Genomic DNA, 18,032 nt, shown 5'->3' on the forward strand with positions numbered 1-18,032 from the left:
TTAACTTATAACAACAATTAGTAAAGACGGGGGATAACATACTATGTCAAAACAAATTGTCATCTTAGGCGCTGGTTATGGCGGTCTTCTTGCCGCTTTAAACGTACGTAAATACTACAGCAAATCAGAAGCACAAGTTACAGTGATTAACCAATACCCAACGCACCAAATCATCACTGAACTACACCGCCTTGCAGCTGGTAACGTTGCTGAGCAAGCAATTGCAATGCCACTTACAAAGCTTTTCAAAGGTAAAGACATCGATCTTAAAATTGCAACAGTTGAGTCATTCTCAGTTGATAGCAAAGAAATCAAACTAGCTGGTGGCACTACTTTATCTTACGATGCACTTGTAGTTGCTTTAGGAAGTAAAACTGCTTACTTCGGTATTCCAGGACTAGAAGAAAACAGCATGGTATTAAAATCTGCTGCTGATGCAAACAAAATCTACAAACACGTTGAAGACCGTATTCGTGAATACGCTAAAACGAAAAACGAAGCTGATGCTACAATCGTAATCGGTGGTGGCGGATTAACTGGCGTTGAGCTAGTTGGTGAGCTTGCTGACATTATGCCTAAACTTGCAAAAAGCCACGGCGTAAATCCAAAAGAAGTTAAACTTCTTCTTGTTGAAGCAGGTCCAAAAATCCTTCCAGTATTACCAGACCACTTAATCGAACGTGCAACTGCTAGCTTAGAAGCACGCGGTGTTACATTCTTAACAGGTCTTCCTGTAACAAACGTTGCTGGTAATGAAATCGACTTAAAAGACGGTCAAAAAATCGTTGCTAACACATTCGTTTGGACAGGCGGCGTACAAGGTAACCCATTAATTGGTGAATCAGGTCTTGAAGTAAACCGCGGTCGTGCAACTGTTGATGCACATCTACAATCTACTTCTCACAAAGACGTATTCGTTGCTGGAGACAGCGCTGTTGTCTTCTCTCCAGACGGTCGTCCATACCCACCAACTGCACAAATCGCTTGGCAAATGGGTGAGTTAATTGGATACAACTTATACGCAGCACTAGAAGGCAAAGCATTCGAAGAGTTCGCACCTATCAACTCTGGAACACTTGCTAGTCTAGGACGTAAAGATGCTGTTGCTACAATCGGAGCAAGCAATACTCCGCTTAAAGGTTTACCAGCATCATTAATGAAAGAAGCAAGTAACGTTCGTTACTTATCACACATTAAAGGTCTATTCAGCTTAGCATACTAATCTGAATATAAGCCCGAATCATGCCCTGCATGGTTCGGGCTATTTTTATCCCGCTATTTGCGGGCTGATAATCAGTGGGGATGAACAAAATCCCCCACTGATTAAAGTTTCACTTTATCCGTAATTTTCTCTAACTTATTTATTCGACAAAAGAATAATATAACCTCTTTAATTATCAAAATATACTGACTTTTTTATGTCGAAATTGTGTATATGAAAAGAGCGGAAGTAGATATCTTCCCTACTTCCGCTCTTTCACAAGAACTATTCTCCTAATTCCACTAAGCTGTAGTTCTTCTTCCCTTTACGAATAATGATGAATCGTCCATCAAATGAATTTTCTACAGTAACATCCCTACTGACATCCGTTACTTTTTCACCATTCATAGATATAGCCCCATTATTAATATCTTCACGCGCTTGACGTCTAGAAGGTTCCATTCCTAAATCAACTAGCCACTCTACGATATTTTTCGTCTCTTTTGAAGATTGGAATGTCGGCATCTCTTTAAAGCCTTGTTCAATTTCATCAGCTGTTAACGACTTAATATCTCCGCTAAATAACGCTGCTGTAATTTTCACTGCCTGTAAAAATGCTTCTTCTCCATGAACGAATTTCGTCATTTCTTCCGCTAATACTTTTTGTGCTTCACGTTTATGAGGCTCTGTTTCTACCTTCGCTGCTAATTCATCAATTCGCTCTTTCGTTAAGAACGTAAAGTATTTCAAGTATTTAATTACATCACGGTCATCTGTATTCACCCAGAACTGGTAAAATTCAAACGGTGTTGTCTTTTCCGGATCAAGCCAAATAGCACCACCTGCTGATTTACCAAACTTCGTACCATCTGATTTTAATAATAATGGAATCGTTAATCCGAATACTCTCGCTTCATGACCTTCTAACTTACGAATTAAATCTAAACCACTCGTAATATTTCCCCATTGATCACTACCACCAATTTGCAATTGAACATCTTCTTTTGTGTATAAATGATGAAAATCCATCGCTTGCAAGATTTGGTACGTGAATTCTGTGAAAGAAATCCCTGTATCTAAACGACTTGCGACAATATCTTTCGCTAACATGCTATTTATGCTAAAGTTTTTTCCGTAATCACGTAAAAACTCGATAATGTTTATTTTATGTGTCCAGTCATAGTTATTTACCATCTTCACTTCGCTATTCCCGCCAAAGTCAAATAGCTTTTTCATTTGCGCTGTTAACGCATCTACATTATGCTGCACCACTTCTAAAGTTTGCAGTTGACGCTCTGATTGACGTCCACTTGGATCACCAATTGTTCCTGTTGCCCCGCCAATTAAAATAACCGGATGATGGCCAGCTAATTGAAATCTTTTCATCATCATGAACGGAATCAAATGTCCGATATGCATACTATCACCAGTCGGATCAACTCCGCAGTATAGTGAAATCTTTTTCTCTTCTACTAACTCACGTAAACCTTCTTCATCAGTCTGCTGATTCACAGCACCGCGCCATTCTAATTCATCAATAATATTCATCTTTTGTCATCCCCTTTATTTTTTTGAAAACAAAAAAGCCCCTATGTCTACAATAGACATAGGGACGATTATTCACCGTGTTACCACCCAGTTTGCATAAATAGCATAGCTATTCATACCACTCTTAGCAATAATATCGATTGCTAGTCCGCTTAGCGTTACCTAAGATACTCCAGAGTGTAATTCACAAGTTTGTTTGTGCTAGGTTCCAGCAACCCCTAGCTCTCTTTAATAACAGTGACAAACTGCTACTGGGCTCTTTCAACGTATATTTTATTTGTTAAATTATTAGCCATTATATTGAATCCAAATCAAATTGTCAACAATACCCAAATGTTATTTCGAAATAATTCATACTTTTATACGTTTTTTATTCAAAGATTACTGTAGATCTTCTCCAATAATCCTTACTTCTCTCTCTAATTTCACACCGAATTTTTCTTCAACAGTTGTTTGTACGAAATGAATTAAATCGATATAATCTTGTGCAGTTCCGTTATCAACATTCACCATAAATCCAGCGTGTTTTAAAGAAACTTCAACTCCGCCAATTCGCTTACCTTGCAGTCCTGATTCTTGAATAAGCTTACCCGCAAAATTATTTGGTGGACGCTTAAATACACTGCCACATGAAGGATACTCTAAAGGTTGTTTTGATTCACGTTTATACGTTAAATCATCCATCTTTTCCTTAATCTCTTCACGCACACCTTCTTCAAGTTCAAACCTCGCTTCAAGAATAATGTAATGATTGTTCGCAAATACACTCTTACGATATCCAAATTCAAATGCATCTTTCGTTAAAGTACGTAGCTCTCCATCACCTGTCATTACGACAGCCTCTGTTAGCACATATGCAACCTCACCGCCATATGCACCAGCATTCATATATAACGCTCCGCCAACTGAACCTGGTATACCACAAGCAAACTCAAGTCCTGTTAAACAGTGATCTAATGCAATTCGTGACACATCAATAATTGCTGCACCACACCCCGCAACAATCGCTGTCCCTGTTACAGTAACATTTGTAATATGAATTAAACTTACTGTAATCCCGCGCAGACCACCGTCTTTAATAATAACATTAGAGCCGTTTCCTAAAAACGTAACTGGAATATTGTATTGATTCGCATACTTTATAACTTCTTGAATTTCATCATAATTCGTAGGAGAAACGAACACATCCGCTTTCCCGCCCACTTTAATATGCGTATGATTCTTTAACATTTCATCTTGCTTCACATGACCTTCAGGCAATACTGTACTTAAATATTTATAAACCTCGTGCATATTCATTTTACGATTCCTCTATTTCTATAATCTTTTTATCCCGCTATATACGGGTCCATAATATCCCCACATAAAAATGCATTACAAAACAACAGCTAACGTGGTGAATACAGTGTACATAAAGCACACCTATAAACCTCTTAAATTATAAGAGGTTCCACTCATATTAAAATATATATCGCATAATAAAGCAACCCAAATGGGCTACTAAACTTGACATGTAACCATATAGACAACAATTTGTAAAATATATAGGCTTTTCAAAGTAATACCCTTCAATATCTTACTATACCATACGAAAGAAAAGTGGTATTTTTTTGTAATCTTTACTTTATTTTCATCAATAAAAAAGAGCACATCCCACAGAATGTGCCCTTTCTATACTTTTTAACTTATTTTTCGTTCTCTTCTTTTTCCTTATCAAACCATAATAGCTCATCGTCATCAACTTCACCATTATAATTGATTAGAATCTCTTCTCCCGCTTTTATATCTTTGTAAGCAAAGAAGTTAAACGTATGATTCTCGAAGACAATATCATACGTTGCATTCGGATTATATGCATGATTAAATAACATGCCGTATCCTAACAGGAATGCCGTATGATTTACCCCATACTCAAATGCGTAGTCAGCAAGTAACGTTTTCTCAATGTGTTCATGCTGTTCATTCGGATAAGAGATAACTGGTGCTGAGTGTATCAACTCACCCTTTTTAATATCACGAGTTGCAAATACCCCTCTATTAAATTCTCCATCACTAAGTTCAGAAGTCTTAACTTCGATCATATGCGTCACCTATATAATTCTTTCTTTGAAGTATTTTATTCCGCTATTTGCGGGGTTCAACTAATAATCAGTAGCGTATAGCCCCACTAATTAAAGTCTCAGTTTATCTCCTTAAGCTTGGCAGAAAACGCGCAGAAAAGCAATTAAATTACTATCAAGTATTCATTTAAATGAAAAAAGAGCACACATGGTGTACCCTTTTAAGAGATATTACTTTTCTAAAATATCTTCTAGCAACTTCACTTGCTCGCTAACAGTATGTAACGTCTTCACCGATGTATCATTTCGATGCTTTTCTTCTTCAACACTCGCTAACACTTCTTCCGTAGCTGCAGAAGTTTGTTGAATTACGTTAGAAGCATGTGTAACGTCCTTTACGATATTCGTCGTTTTAGCTTGGAAACTTTCTTGATGACCAACAATCTCCCTCATTACATCATTAATCGCATCAATAAACTTCCCTAAATCCGTTACATTCGTCAAAACACTTGCTAACATTTCGTTACATTCTTCTTGTACTCTTTCTGACTTCTCTACCTGCACTTCTACTTTACTTGCTTGATTACTAAACTCCTTCAAAATCCCTTGAATTCTCCCCGCAGAACGATTCGATTCTTCAGCAAGCTTTAATACTTCATTCGCTACAATAGCAAAACCTTTTCCATGCTCGCCTGCCCTTGCAGCTTCAATATTTGCATTTAAAGCTAGCAAACTCGTCTGACTTGAAATATTCGTGATTACATCTACAATTTCATTAATTTGTTTCGATTGTGTCATCAATTCTCTAAATATCGTTCCTGATTGTGAAACAACATCATTTAAACTTCTCATGTTAGCTTCAAAATTTCTTAAAGTATTTACACTACCCTTTGAGATTTCCAAACTTTTATCAACACGCATCGACGCATTTCTTACTTGAGAGATGATTTGGTCAATATTTCCCTCCATATCATTCAATACTTCTACTGAACGTGACATCATCTCTGATTGCGATTGAGTTCCCACTGCTACTTCTTCAAAAGCAAAGTTAATTTCACTCATTGACTCCATCGATGTATTCATATTTTGTCTTAAATGATTGAAATTACTATCTAACTTCACAACAGTTTCCTCAATAAGCCTTTGCGTTTCTTCTAACTCCTGAGCTTTCTTCATCACCGCTTGCTTCTCATCCCTTAAACGAGCCAAAAGATTAGAACCAATCTTTGTGACACCCCACATAGCGATCGTTACAATCGCTAACAAGCTTGCGAAATTTGCAGCTTCAGATGACGCTGTATACGCAAAAAATTGATTTGGCCAATAACTACAAAGTATAAATGTAACAACAACTGCTACCCCGCCAAGAATTAAAATAAGACGTTCACTCAAATAAATAAGTGAAACCGCTAATGTAAAATAGACCATTTGAAATACAGCTGGGCTTTCATTAAATGCTTGTACCATAATGAAAGACATAATAAGTAGCATACATGTCATGATGTATTTATACATTGCTTCCATACTTTCTATAAAAGTAAGCAGCGTTCCAAATACTACGATAGAAATACCAAACATCAAAAATGCTATTGCTCTCTCTGTAAAAATATATCCGTAATACCCAATCGCTATTATCCCAAGGAAGAAACTACACATCGTGATAAATAGCAATAAATGATTTTTCTGTGATTCTTTCTCAAGGTTAGAAAAACAAGTTCTCTTTAACCACTCCATATATGAAGCCCCACCTTCTACTCATACGTATCGATTACTTCAGCTTGAATACCGCACTCACTGGGTTATGATCGCTATTTTCAAACTTCAAATCTTTCCCTTGTACATTTACAATTTCAACATTCGGTGAAACGATAAAGCCATCAATAATCGTGACGAAATTTTCACCTTCCACATATTTCTTCACATCATCTCTCACAGTCATAACAGACGGATCTACAGCCCACTTAAAGCCACCATCAGTAAAGTCCTTTGGTAACTCTACTAACCACTCAGGACGCTCTTTCACGAACTTCGGATCACTTAACTGAGCGTTAGAAATTAATTGATTCCAGTCTCCGCCCATTATTACATAATCACCATTTTTATAATGCTTGTTCATATATTCTTTTAAATACTCCACTTGCTGCTTTCTAATTTTTCCGCCTTCATCATAAGCAGACAAATGTAAATTTACGAGTCTAACAAATTTCCCATTATTAACAGGAATTTTATGTTCAACAATCGCTCGGTCTAAATCAAATAAACGCTTTGGCCACGGCTCCATTCCAGGAAGCTGAAATCTCTTCGCTGTTTGAACCGTATATTTAGAAAATGTACTTAATCCAGCTTCAGCATATCCCATTGGACTTGTGATTGGTACAGGAACCCATTTTGTATCATAGTTCTTTCCGAACGAAGAAGTATAATCAGGCAGTCCTTTTTTCAAAAATTCATGCCCATTTACATCAAATGATCGCATTGATTTTATATCTACTTCTTGTAATAGCGCAAAATCACTATTCTCATTTTGTAAAAACGAAAGCATATTCTTTAAGTTAGTTTCCGTTTGTTCTTTACTACTTGAACCAGACCCTTTTCCCCCATCCATAAAGAAGTCTTGATCCTTATCTAGTCCAGCATATCCAATATTAAATGTTGTAACTTTAAATTCATTTTCATGCGCAATTACGCGCTCCTTATTGTTTTCCACCTTCAAGCTTATAACATCAGCCGGCTGTTCTTTTGTAAGTGTCATATAAGCTAAAAACCCACCTACAACTCCCACACCTACTAAAATACATATAAGTACTATTTTTAATAACTTTTTCAAACAAACGACTCCTTTTCTAAAACATACGATTTTACTTTTCTTTATTTTCAGTTAAATAAAAAAGTGACAGACATACGAAATATTTTATCACACCGAAAACCTTATATCACTATATTTAGTTTATAAGTAAGTATTCCTTATCTTAAACTATTATATAAATACAAAATGCACTAACTTCTCCACTGGAAATTAAACGCAATGTTTAGTACACTATATGTAATAATCATAGGCGATGGAGTTCGCCATAACCGCTGCTTAGCTAATGACTCCTACCAGTATAACTACTGGTAGGAGTCTATTTTTTTGAGCAAGCTATTTAAAGAGGTGAGAAAATTGATTTATATTATCGTTGGCATCGCCGGCATATTAGGAGCCCTTTCCCGCTATTATTTAGGTCTTACTATTCATACATTTTGGCATCATTCTTTTCCATTAGCTACATTACTCATTAACTTAGCCGGCTGCTTCTTATTAGCATGGCTAACTACGTATATCGCCCGGCTAAACATCTTACCTTCAGAGGTTATCACAGGCATCGGGACTGGATTCATCGGTTCCTTTACGACGTTTTCAACATTTAGTGTAGAAACTGTGCAATTAATCAATCATTCTGAATGGAGCACGGCTTTCTTATATGTATCATGTAGCATACTTGGCGGTCTCATTATGTCTGGACTTGGCTATACACTAGGTGATTTCTTAATTAAGAAATCACTTACGGAAGGTGATCACTTATGATGGAAGCCTTATTAGTAGCAACTGGAGGATTTTTCGGTGCGATTACACGATTTGCAATTAGCAATTGGTTTAAAAAAAGAAATAAAACACCCTTTCCAATTGCTACATTCCTTATTAATATAACAGGAGCATTTTTACTCGGGTATATAATTGGCAACGGAGTCTCTACAGAATGGAAATTATTATTAGGAACTGGATTTATGGGCGCATTCACCACATTTTCGACACTTAAATTAGAGTCCATTCAGCTTCTCAATCGCAAAAAAATTTACACATTCCTTTTATATTTAAGTACTACTTACATAATTGGTATCCTATTCGCATTCCTTGGAATGAAGCTCGGTGGAATATAAAAAAGCGACTCTATTGAGTCGCTTTCTTTCATAAGAAGTATGTCCCGCCATATGGAATGGAAAATAAAGTGAAACTTTAATCAGTCGGGGTTTTGTTCTTACCCACTGATTATTAGCCTTCACCAATCGGGCGTTTACAGGCAGTCCGACTCCCACCTAACTTCTTTGCTCCTGCCAAAGTAATAGCCGATCCTACTTGTCTTTCAGGATAACAATAATGATTCACCATGATTCAGCTCACTTTTTATTTTTCTTCCCTATCGTATGTTTCTATTTCATGGCAAGTGTTTTATTACGCTGTCTTTTTTCGAAGCACCGAGAAAAGGGCCACAAACAAAATTGCAACAATTCCAGTGAAGGTAAATAAATATGCTAACGGAATTAAGTAAAATGGCTCCACTAAAGTTCCGTCTGGTTTTACTTCCGAACCAATTACATTAAACATAATGATGCATAACACTCCTAAAAATATTGGACTAGAAGCTAATAAATATTTTTTCATAATATATTCTCCTTTGATTTCACAATTAATTTATCTGCATTCCTTTTTACTATTCTCAATACCATCATAATAAGCCCACTAACATTTTAAGTCAACAACTTTTTATTGTTTTACAATAAAAAGTTGTTGTTAAACACAATAAAAAAAGGCTATAGACAATGATCGTCTATAGCCTTTTCACTCCATTATTTCGTTCTAAAATATTCCTTCTGGAACATGCACATTCTTATCGCATTATGGTAGTTTCCATCAACGAAAAACTCGTCGAGAAGTTCTCCTTCTACCATAAATCCAACCTTTTTATAAACATGTACAGCCTTTTCATTCTCTTTATCAACAACTAAATAGAGTTTATGCATATTTAATACAGAAAAAGCGTAATCCATCGCTAAACGCGTCGCTTCCGCTGCATAACCATGTCCTTGATAATTCGGATCAATAATAATCTGGAATTCAGTTCTTCGATGAATATAATCAATTTCCACTAACTCAACTAATCCAACCATCTCATTATCTTTCTCCAGGATAAAACGGCGTTCACTTTGATCGTGGATATGTTTATCATATAAATCCTGTAGTTCTACAAAAGCCTCATACGGCTCTTCAAACCAATAAGACATAATATGTGCGTTATTATTAAGTTCGTGCACGAACTTTAAATCTTCCCGTTCTAAAGGACGTAACTTTAATTCCTGACTCATTTCTATAACCTCCAAGTAAAATAACCTCTTCACTTAATTTCTCAATTTTTTTCGATTTCAAACGTCCTAATTACATTGTAAACCTTCAAGTAACTTGAAGGTCAAGGTACAAAAAGTAGTGCAAACTTATGTCTGCACTACTCTTTTCTCAAATCCCTCATATTTGATATGTATAAAGAAATGACTAAAACAAGAATAGACCCTGCATATAACAACGTCTCCATCGGTTCATCGTGAGACACGATAATTAATCGAATTAAAGCCGTAATCCCGATATAAATAAAATACCGTAACGGAAAATGATAATTAGATTTAAAATACTTAATAATTAATGCGATAAACTCGAAGTATAAGAAGTAGACAATGATGCTTTCAACTAACTTATACGGTGTGTATTTCTTCGCTGAAAATATGTATTGAACAAAAGTAATCGTCTCGTTAATTAAAAAGATTGATAAAACAATGGATAATATGATTAACGCTATATTTAATATCCACTGTAAAACGCTAGCTATATAATGATCGATATTAAATGACTTCATTTCCTCTTTTAGCTCCCCTTCGTGTAAGTACTTATTCATTATAGCAAAATTATACTTACAGAAATGTTAAATCATATATGATCGTCCTCTTTCACGATTACTTCACCATTCGGATATTTATGCTTAATATAATCGCTTCCCCAATCGCAAAGCACCTTCAAACCCTTTTTTAATGATTCTCCCTGTTCTGTAAGAGAATACTCAACTTTCGGTGGTACTTGATTATATACTTTTCTAGACACAAGCCCATCTTTTTCAAGCTCTTTCAATTGCTCAGTAAGCATTTTTTGTGTAATACCAGTTACCGATCGTTTTAACTCACCCGTTCTTGTCGGTCCGCTTGTTAAATGATATAAAATGTGGGATTTCCACTTACCTCCGATCACATCCAAAACGACTTCAATTCTATTGTTATACTCTTTTTTCATATTGAACTCCTTCTGTATTTTGATAGGCACTTTCTCGTGCCTATGTCACGAGATGGTGTCTATATCACGGAAAAGTGCGTACTTTTCATAATATCTGTACTATACCATAATGATGCATGTAAGCAACTTATAACAGAGCATTAAATTAGTGGAGGTATTTTAAAATGAAAAAAGAAAATCGTACTGCAAATTTTTATGATGTGATTCGTGAGCGCCGTTCCGTTCGCTCTTATGATCCTTCAGTTACAATCTCTGATGAAGAAATTAAAGAACTTTTAGAAGAAGCAATGCTAGCACCAAGTAGTTCCAACTTAAACCCATGGCGTTTCATGGTAATTACAGATCAAGACTTAAAAGAGAAACTTCATCCAGTTGCTTTAAATCAACCACAAGTGCTAGAAGCATCCGCTATGATCGTAATTTTAAGCGAAAATAATGCCCATGAATTCGAACATATCAATAAAGTGAATGAACGTGCAGTAGCTGCTGGATTCATGACAGAAGAAATTAAAAACAGACTGAACAACAGTATTCGTGAGTTTTATGCACCTGTAAGCGAACAAGGAAAAAGAGAATGGCAAATGCTTGACGGTGGTTTGCTAGCTATGCAATTTATGCTTGCTGCAAAAGCGAGAGGATACGATACAGTCCCAATGCTTGGCTATAACGTTGAAGAATTCCGCAAAGCATTTAACGTTCAAGGAAACTTAACTGACGTCTTAATGATTGCATTAGGCAAAGCAAAAGAGCCAGGATTCCCATCAGTTCGATTAACTGTAGATGAAGTAACGTCTTGGAATGGCGAGTTTTAATCACCGTGTTTATCGTACTTTTGGAATGAAAGTACGATAAACACTACTAAGAAGAAAAGAGGTTTTCTTATGAAATTAAGTGTTTTAGATCAAACTCCAGTTTCAAACGGGGTAACTACTCAAGAAACTTTTAAAAATACGATTGAATTAGCACAGTTAGTAGATAAACTAGGCTATCACAGACTATGGTATTCTGAGCATCATGGTTCAGCCAATTTTGCTAGTGCTTCACCAGAAATTATGATCTCTCATATCGCATCTGTAACAGAGCAAATTCGCGTTGGTTCTGGTGGAATGATGTTAATGCACCATTCACCATTAAAGATGGCAGAAGTATTTAAAACATTAACATCTTTATATCCAGATAGAATTGATTTCGGTGTAGGTCGAGCGCCAGGTGGCAATCAATTTTCTACACTTGCATTACATGAAGGAAAACATCCAAATATGCTGAATCTGTACGATAAATTAATGGATACGATGATGTTTATGACAGAAACAATGCCTGCAGATCATTTATACAATCGCACACTTGCTTCTCCATTAGGTGCCCCATTACCTGAAGTTTGGCTATTAGGTTCTAGTGGTAGTAGCGCTGCACAGGCAGGAAGATTCGGTATTGGTTATTCCTATGCTCAGTTTATTAGTGGGGAGTTATCTAGTGAAATGTTAGAATCTTATCGTAAAAATTTCGTCCCTTCTGAGTTTATGGTTAAGCCTAAAATAAACATTGGGTATTTTGCACTAGCAGCAGAAACTGCTGAAGAAGCAGAATATCATGCAGCTTCTTTAGATTTATCTCTATTATTTTTAGATAAAGGTAAGTACTTCCACGTACCTTCTCCTGAAGAAGCAATAAATTACAATTACACTGAAATGGACAAAATGCATATACAGAACAATCGTAAAAAATTCCTTGTTGGAAGTGCTAAAGAAGTTGCAAATACACTTCGCGAACATGAAGAAAAATTCGGAGTTAACGAAGCTATGATTGGGACAATCAGTCATAATCATGACGCAAAGCTACAATCTTATGGACTACTTGCAAAAGAGCTTCTATAAAAAGAAAGGCGGGAAAACAATGCTTGAAGTTTTAAATCGAATCAATGAACTAGCTAAAAAACAAAAAGAAGACGGTTTAACAAAAACAGAATTACATGAGCGTAAAGCATTACGTGAGGAGTACCTTCAAATTATTCGAGGTCAAATCAACACCACTGTTACAGGATTAAAAATATTAGACCCTTTAGGAAACGATGTGACACCTGAAAAATTAAAAGAACAACAAAAGCTATCACTAAACACAGATAACAATGCATGAAAATACCGAGACTTTTTGTTACTTAATGATTCATCTAAGTAAACATATGATCAGATGGATCATTAAGTTAACATTACATACCTCATCGACGTATCCTTCAAACTTTTAGTTCTAACTTGAAAATCTACAAACAAAAAACCATACCCCCGCCCCTCCAGCAAAGTTATGGTTTTTATCCTACAATGTCAATCTACTTATAAGTTTGCCGTGAATTCCACAAAACAGCAAATAAGGTTACTATAACCCTCAAAAAAAAGAAATCTTATTTTAACTTTCCTATTGATAAGTTAACACGATAATTCCCATACTTTAATAGTCGCCCCAGAAAGTTATCCAATTCTTCATTAGAAGCAAAATGTGTTTTTAATAAATAACATCCCTCACCACTTATACGGTCTACTTCAGAAATCCCTTCTTCTTTTTGAAAGAAATTCATAAACTCTTGATGATTAGCTGTTGTTACGAATAAAGTAACAAATGCAGTCACTACTTGTCCTAATTTGATTCGGTTTATTGCGATTGTATATTGTTCAATAATCCCTAAATCCTCTAATCTTCGAATTCGATTTCCTACAGCCTGCCCCGTCATATGTATTTTTTGACCAAGTTCTTTCCATTGTATTCTTGAGTTTTCTCCTAATAATTTCAGTATCTCAAAATCTGTTTGATCAATGATATAAACCAATCCTTTCATCGTGAAAGTAGAAAGCCAGAAAGTGTTTCGCCAACTTATTCTGCTTGTCGATACAATTCACTATACTTAGTTTATCCTCTTACATCACATTGTTTATCAGTTATATTTACTTATAACACAGAGGACGCAACAAAAAAATACATCTAGATTTAAAGGAGGTTACAAATATGTTATTACAAGAGATTTTATCGTTCAATGAACAATTTGTAGAAAATAAAGAATACGCTCCTCATGAAGCGACAAAAATGCCTAAAAAACGTATGGTTGTTGTTTCTTGCATGGACGCTCGTTTAATTGAGCTACTTCCAAAAGCTTTAGATATACACGATGGTGATGCAAAAGTTATCAGAAATGCAGGTGGTAAAATTGCTTCTGCTTTCGATAGTGTTATGCAAAGTGTTGTCGCATCAGTATATGATCTAAATGCAGATGAAATCTTCCTTATCGGACACCAAAGATGTGGTGCGAGCCAAACTAATCCGAAAGGAACACTTCAAAAAATATTAGATCGTGGAGTAGCTTCACCAGAAATTTTATCAGCGATTGAATATGCTGGTGTTGACCTTGAAAAATGGTTATTTGGATTCGATGATGTCAACGGTTCAACTCAAGCTAATGTTGATTTAGTAAGAAATCATCCACTTATTCCAAAAGATGTTCCTGTACATGGTTTAGTTATTGATCCTCACACAGGTAAATTAGATTTAATAGTTGATGGATATAAAGCATTAAATGGTATGAAAAATTAATTATTACTTAAATGAAGGGAAGTTATTAGATATGAATAGACAAGAAGCTACGCAAAAAATTATGGAAGCAAAAATTGCAAAAGGTTTAACATGGGAAGAAATTTCAAAAGTAAGTGAAAACTCTGAGACTTGGGTTGTAACAGCGTTATTAGGACAAGCTACAATGACACGTCCAGAAGCAGAAAAAATCGGTAAACTATTAGAATTAGATGAAGAAGTAGTTCAAGCATTAACAGTAGTTCCACTTAGAGGTCAAGTAATGCAAATACCTCCTACTGACCCAATCTTATATCGATTATATGAAATGATGTTACAATACGCACCAACTCTTAGAGAATTAATTCTAGAAAAAGCTGGCGAAGGTGTAATGAGTGCAATTAACTTCAATCTAGGTGTGGACACACAAGAAGATCCAAAAGGTGGCGACCCTCGTATCGTGATTACACTTAACGGGAAATTCTTACCGTTCCGGACATGGTAATTAATTAAAAATCTATTTATATAATTAAAGTGATTTTATAGATTTACAAAATCCATCCTTTTTAATCTAGCTGTGTAGAAAGGATGGATTTTTATTATGAGATTCTTTTTATACGAGGGAGAATAATATGAATAAAAAATACGTCGATACGAGCTTTAGTATTCTACAGTGGTTTGTGTTTTTATTAGCAAATGCAATTGCATTGCCTATCATTATTGGTAGCATATTCCATTTATCAATAGAAGATATCTCAACATTAATGCAACGAACTTTTTTAGTTGTAGGAGTAAGTTCATTTATACAAGCATGGTTTGGGCATCGCTATCCCATAGCGGATGGGCCAGCCGGCTCATGGGTAAGTATATTTGTCATATTGGGACAAGTCGCTATGCATCAGGGACAAAGTGCAAAGGATGTATTACAACTTTTAGAAGGTGGATTAATTATTGCAGGTATATTACTCTTCCTCCTTGGTATAACAGGGCTTGTTCATCGAATTCTACGTTTATTTACACCCTTGGTTACAGGAACTTTTCTTTTAATATTATCTCTTCAGCTTAGTGGTGTGTTACTAAAAGGAATGATGGGATTACAAGGAGCTGTAACTCATCCTGATTATACAACGGCTGCTATTGCGCTCTTTGTTTTTGCCCTTATTACTTTCTTATCAATTAAAGGGAACGGATGGATGAAAAGTTACGCTGTGTTACTTGGAATTTCATGTGGTTGGCTTTTGTATGCTGTATTAGGAAAATCATCTCATATGCCTTCACACACACCGTTAGTTAAGTTACCAGAGCTATTTTCTTGGGGCACACCTAGATTAGATATCGGAATGGCTCTAACTGCAACTTTATTTACATTTCTTTTAGTTGCAAATACAATCGCTGCTATTTCGGCTGTAAAACAAGTGGCTCCGTTATCTAAAGAAAATGAAAAGCAAATACTGAACCGCGGCGTGTGGGCCGGAGGTATATCGCATATTATCTCGTCGTTGTTTTCTACAATTGGAATTGTACCATTACCTGCATCAGCAGGATTTATTCAACTAACAGGACAAAGAAAAGTGAAGTCGTTCCTTATAGCAAGTCTTATATTAGCAGGAATTTCTTTTATTCCTTCAATTGTAAACTTTATATCCTTGCTACCAGGTCCTATTGCTAATGCCGCACTTTTAGCAACATTTGTCCAAGTAATAGGCATTTCATTTCAATCCATTTTACGTGAAGAATTAAATCAACGCCGATTAACTATATTAGGAATTTCATTATTAATCAGTTTGGGAATAATGTTTCTTCCAGAAAGTGCATTTAGCGGAATTCCTTCTTCCTTACAATATGTTTTAAGTAATGGATTACTTGTGGGTATCATGCTTGTCATTCTATTGGAACAGTTTTGGAAAGAGTAAAATTTGTGACTAAGTAAAAAAGCGCCCTGCTTACAGGGCGCCTTTTTATACTTAATGACTAATACTAGCAGTTGGGTATAATGTTGTTCCTCCAATTGAAACTTTTATTTCATTTGTTAATGGAACATTTTGTTCATTAATAATTGTTCTCCACCATTCCCATGCAAGACCAGTACATTCTCTTGCTACGATTTTTATATTTTTTGAATTTGGTGGAAGAGGGATAACTGTAGAGTAATGAGCCGTTTTGTCTTTGCCGCTACCATCCCATGTTTTATGTGTTAGTACTTCTTTACCATTTTGATCAAATGTGAATTCATCCCAAGATACATCAAATTGCGCAACGTAAGCACCGTAATGATCCAGTGTCATTTTAGCACTTGAATATTCTGTAGTTGTCGTCTCGATATAATCTGTATTGTTATGAACAGCAGCAGTTGCATTATCTTTTAAAAAAGTACTTGTATATGAAATTGGGTATGCTGGATTTTTAAGACTTAATTCAGCATTATCTTTAATGATATTTCGGATTTCATTGAAATCTTTAGTAACAACCTTGTTATGCTCTTTCGCATCTCCGCCTAATACTACAGCAGTAAAAGTACTTTCTTCAAAAATATCTTTATACTGTCCACTCGTTTCGACGCTGTTATTCTTAAGTAAAGCTTTAAAAGCAGCTTGTACATCTTTACTCTTAGATGTTGTTTCTAATTTTACATAAACAGTTCTACCATAAGCTACATTTGAAACCATAACAGGTGGAGCCGAATTACTTACACCTTTACGAGTTAACTCACCAAAAGTAACACTATTATCAAAAAGATCGGATGGATTGTTAGGTAGTTCAGCACTTACGGTATAAAATATTTGCTTATATGCCGCTACCATCACTTTCTTCTCTCCATTTGCAACCGCATTAAAATCGATGTTTAGACTGTTATCGAGATATTTAGCGTTAACGTTAAGGGCACTTGCGATTTGTGATTTACTATAAACCATAGATTCTGTATACTGCATTCTTGCAGGTAACGTATGTGTTTTAGAATACTTTTCATTCCAAGTAGATACTAAATCATCCACTGCTCCAGCCACATTACCATATGTCGGATTTTGGACAGTAATTGTATTTTCTTTTCTCATGCCAGGTAAGTCTATACTAATATTTAAAGGCTTTCTCTTAGCCACTAATAAACTCGGTTGATTGTCTGCAAAAGCTTTATTTGCAAGTTGTACCGCTCCTGGATACGTACGATTCACCACAGAATCAATAATCGAAATATCGACTGGTGAAGTTGTAAGTGATTTTTTCTCGCGTTCCACTACTACAAATTTACCATTTGAATTGATACTTTCTTTCGGAACAAAACTCTCTACCTTATCACCATTTACAGCTAAAACCTCTTGATTATTATATTTAAGGCTTGCTATACCAGTATCAATGCCACTAGCATTTTGGGTTACATCAGTTGCATTACCTACTTGTGTTTCTGCGAAGGAAATAGATGAATAATTAATAGTGCATAGACTAACTAATAAACACGCAAGGAACTTTCTTCTTTTAGTGTTTTTCTTAATATTCAGAAAAATCACCCCGTTCTTTTTTTAGTAAGATATGATAATGATTGATAAATGATAGCTAACTAATAAACCTACATAAATGCTTTCAA

20 protein-coding genes, 1 riboswitch and 1 other annotated feature are annotated in these 18,032 nt (G+C 35.5%); of the genes, 9 read left to right on the plus strand and 11 right to left on the minus strand.

What is annotated here, in order from left to right:
• The first annotated feature begins 43 nt into the window (after nt 1–43).
• Entirely contained in the window at nt 44–1,222 is a 1,179-nt protein-coding gene (locus AC0IXC_RS17880; RefSeq protein ID WP_002016002.1) for an NAD(P)/FAD-dependent oxidoreductase, read from the plus strand.
• Between the two features lie 264 nt (nt 1,223–1,486).
• Here the strand turns inward: AC0IXC_RS17880 and tyrS are convergent, their stop codons facing one another.
• From tyrS to AC0IXC_RS17905, 5 genes are all read right to left on the minus strand, one after another.
• Nucleotides 1,487–2,749: a tyrosine--tRNA ligase gene (gene tyrS, locus AC0IXC_RS17885; RefSeq protein WP_471653102.1), complete on the minus strand. Its 1,263-nt coding sequence runs from the start codon at nt 2,747–2,749 to the stop codon at nt 1,487–1,489.
• A 57-nt stretch (nt 2,750–2,806) separates the two neighbouring features.
• Nucleotides 2,807–3,023: a binding site (T-box leader), on the minus strand.
• A gap of 107 nt (nt 3,024–3,130) precedes the next feature.
• Nucleotides 3,131–4,048, minus strand: a complete 918-nt coding sequence (murB, locus tag AC0IXC_RS17890) for a UDP-N-acetylmuramate dehydrogenase (protein WP_002016019.1) — start codon at nt 4,046–4,048, stop codon at nt 3,131–3,133.
• Between the two features lie 386 nt (nt 4,049–4,434).
• Nucleotides 4,435–4,830 carry an SET domain-containing protein gene (locus tag AC0IXC_RS17895; protein ID WP_000573650.1) on the minus strand — a complete coding sequence of 132 codons (396 nt, stop codon included), beginning with the start codon at nt 4,828–4,830 and terminating at the stop codon, nt 4,435–4,437.
• A 210-nt stretch (nt 4,831–5,040) separates the two neighbouring features.
• On the minus strand, nt 5,041–6,543 hold the full coding sequence (locus tag AC0IXC_RS17900; RefSeq protein WP_471653103.1) for a DUF4077 domain-containing protein: 1,503 nt from the start codon (nt 6,541–6,543) through the stop codon (nt 5,041–5,043).
• Nucleotides 6,544–6,577: 34 nt separating this feature from the next.
• The gene (locus AC0IXC_RS17905) at nt 6,578–7,636 is read right to left on the minus strand and encodes an endonuclease/exonuclease/phosphatase family protein (protein WP_002167413.1); all 1,059 of its coding nucleotides are present in this window, start codon (nt 7,634–7,636) and stop codon (nt 6,578–6,580) included.
• 219 nt (nt 7,637–7,855) lie between these two features.
• Nucleotides 7,856–7,915: riboswitch (Fluoride riboswitch) on the plus strand.
• Nucleotides 7,916–7,969: 54 nt separating this feature from the next.
• Here AC0IXC_RS17905 and crcB (AC0IXC_RS17910) point away from each other — a divergent pair.
• Both crcB (AC0IXC_RS17910) and crcB (AC0IXC_RS17915) read left to right on the plus strand, forming a co-directional pair.
• Nucleotides 7,970–8,374, plus strand: coding sequence for a fluoride efflux transporter CrcB (crcB, locus tag AC0IXC_RS17910; RefSeq protein WP_002143706.1), 405 nt, complete (start codon nt 7,970–7,972; stop codon nt 8,372–8,374).
• A complete protein-coding gene (gene crcB / locus AC0IXC_RS17915; RefSeq protein ID WP_193652119.1) occupies nt 8,371–8,727 on the plus strand; it encodes a fluoride efflux transporter CrcB in 357 nt (118 codons plus the stop codon). The genes crcB (AC0IXC_RS17910) and crcB (AC0IXC_RS17915) overlap by 4 nt, the downstream gene beginning before the upstream one ends.
• A gap of 292 nt (nt 8,728–9,019) precedes the next feature.
• On the opposite strand, the gene AC0IXC_RS17920 is transcribed toward crcB (AC0IXC_RS17915), so the two are convergent.
• The 4 genes from AC0IXC_RS17920 to AC0IXC_RS17935 all read right to left on the minus strand — a co-directional run bounded on the left by AC0IXC_RS17920 (nt 9,020) and on the right by AC0IXC_RS17935 (nt 10,900).
• Nucleotides 9,020–9,232: a DUF3955 domain-containing protein gene (locus AC0IXC_RS17920; RefSeq protein WP_181295495.1), complete on the minus strand. Its 213-nt coding sequence runs from the start codon at nt 9,230–9,232 to the stop codon at nt 9,020–9,022.
• A 182-nt stretch (nt 9,233–9,414) separates the two neighbouring features.
• Nucleotides 9,415–9,930, minus strand: coding sequence for a spermidine N1-acetyltransferase (gene speG / locus AC0IXC_RS17925; RefSeq protein WP_002034701.1), 516 nt, complete (start codon nt 9,928–9,930; stop codon nt 9,415–9,417).
• Between the two features lie 137 nt (nt 9,931–10,067).
• Nucleotides 10,068–10,472, minus strand: a complete 405-nt coding sequence (gene psiE, locus AC0IXC_RS17930) for a phosphate-starvation-inducible protein PsiE (RefSeq protein WP_044439305.1) — start codon at nt 10,470–10,472, stop codon at nt 10,068–10,070.
• A 71-nt stretch (nt 10,473–10,543) separates the two neighbouring features.
• The gene (locus tag AC0IXC_RS17935; RefSeq protein ID WP_471653104.1) at nt 10,544–10,900 is read right to left on the minus strand and encodes a winged helix-turn-helix transcriptional regulator; all 357 of its coding nucleotides are present in this window, start codon (nt 10,898–10,900) and stop codon (nt 10,544–10,546) included.
• Between the two features lie 164 nt (nt 10,901–11,064).
• On the opposite strand from AC0IXC_RS17935, the gene AC0IXC_RS17940 reads away from it, so the two are divergent.
• The 3 genes from AC0IXC_RS17940 (at nt 11,065) to AC0IXC_RS17950 (ending at nt 13,033) form a co-directional block, all read left to right on the plus strand.
• Nucleotides 11,065–11,712, plus strand: coding sequence for a nitroreductase family protein (locus tag AC0IXC_RS17940; protein WP_471653105.1), 648 nt, complete (start codon nt 11,065–11,067; stop codon nt 11,710–11,712).
• A gap of 69 nt (nt 11,713–11,781) precedes the next feature.
• Complete coding sequence (locus AC0IXC_RS17945) at nt 11,782–12,774, plus strand: LLM class flavin-dependent oxidoreductase (RefSeq protein ID WP_471653106.1); 993 nt, start codon at nt 11,782–11,784, stop codon at nt 12,772–12,774.
• Nucleotides 12,775–12,793: 19 nt separating this feature from the next.
• Entirely contained in the window at nt 12,794–13,033 is a 240-nt protein-coding gene (locus tag AC0IXC_RS17950; protein WP_088040408.1) for a DUF896 domain-containing protein, read from the plus strand.
• A gap of 262 nt (nt 13,034–13,295) precedes the next feature.
• On the opposite strand, the gene AC0IXC_RS17955 is transcribed toward AC0IXC_RS17950, so the two are convergent.
• The gene (locus tag AC0IXC_RS17955) at nt 13,296–13,727 is read right to left on the minus strand and encodes an Lrp/AsnC family transcriptional regulator (protein WP_002016035.1); all 432 of its coding nucleotides are present in this window, start codon (nt 13,725–13,727) and stop codon (nt 13,296–13,298) included.
• 167 nt (nt 13,728–13,894) lie between these two features.
• Here AC0IXC_RS17955 and AC0IXC_RS17960 point away from each other — a divergent pair, with 167 nt between their 5' ends.
• The 3 genes from AC0IXC_RS17960 (at nt 13,895) to AC0IXC_RS17970 (ending at nt 16,365) form a co-directional block, all read left to right on the plus strand.
• Complete coding sequence (locus AC0IXC_RS17960; protein ID WP_016102247.1) at nt 13,895–14,476, plus strand: beta-class carbonic anhydrase; 582 nt, start codon at nt 13,895–13,897, stop codon at nt 14,474–14,476.
• Between the two features lie 31 nt (nt 14,477–14,507).
• A complete protein-coding gene (gene cynS, locus AC0IXC_RS17965; RefSeq protein WP_199662730.1) occupies nt 14,508–14,957 on the plus strand; it encodes a cyanase in 450 nt (149 codons plus the stop codon).
• 127 nt (nt 14,958–15,084) lie between these two features.
• Entirely contained in the window at nt 15,085–16,365 is a 1,281-nt protein-coding gene (locus AC0IXC_RS17970) for a purine/pyrimidine permease (RefSeq protein WP_471653107.1), read from the plus strand.
• A 51-nt stretch (nt 16,366–16,416) separates the two neighbouring features.
• Here AC0IXC_RS17970 and alo read toward each other — a convergent pair whose 3' ends face one another.
• Complete coding sequence (alo, locus tag AC0IXC_RS17975) at nt 16,417–17,955, minus strand: anthrolysin O/cereolysin O family cholesterol-dependent cytolysin Alo (protein WP_098635133.1); 1,539 nt, start codon at nt 17,953–17,955, stop codon at nt 16,417–16,419.
• Nucleotides 17,956–18,032 lie beyond the last annotated feature (77 nt).

Source organism: Bacillus sp. AC266 (assembly GCF_979253805.1).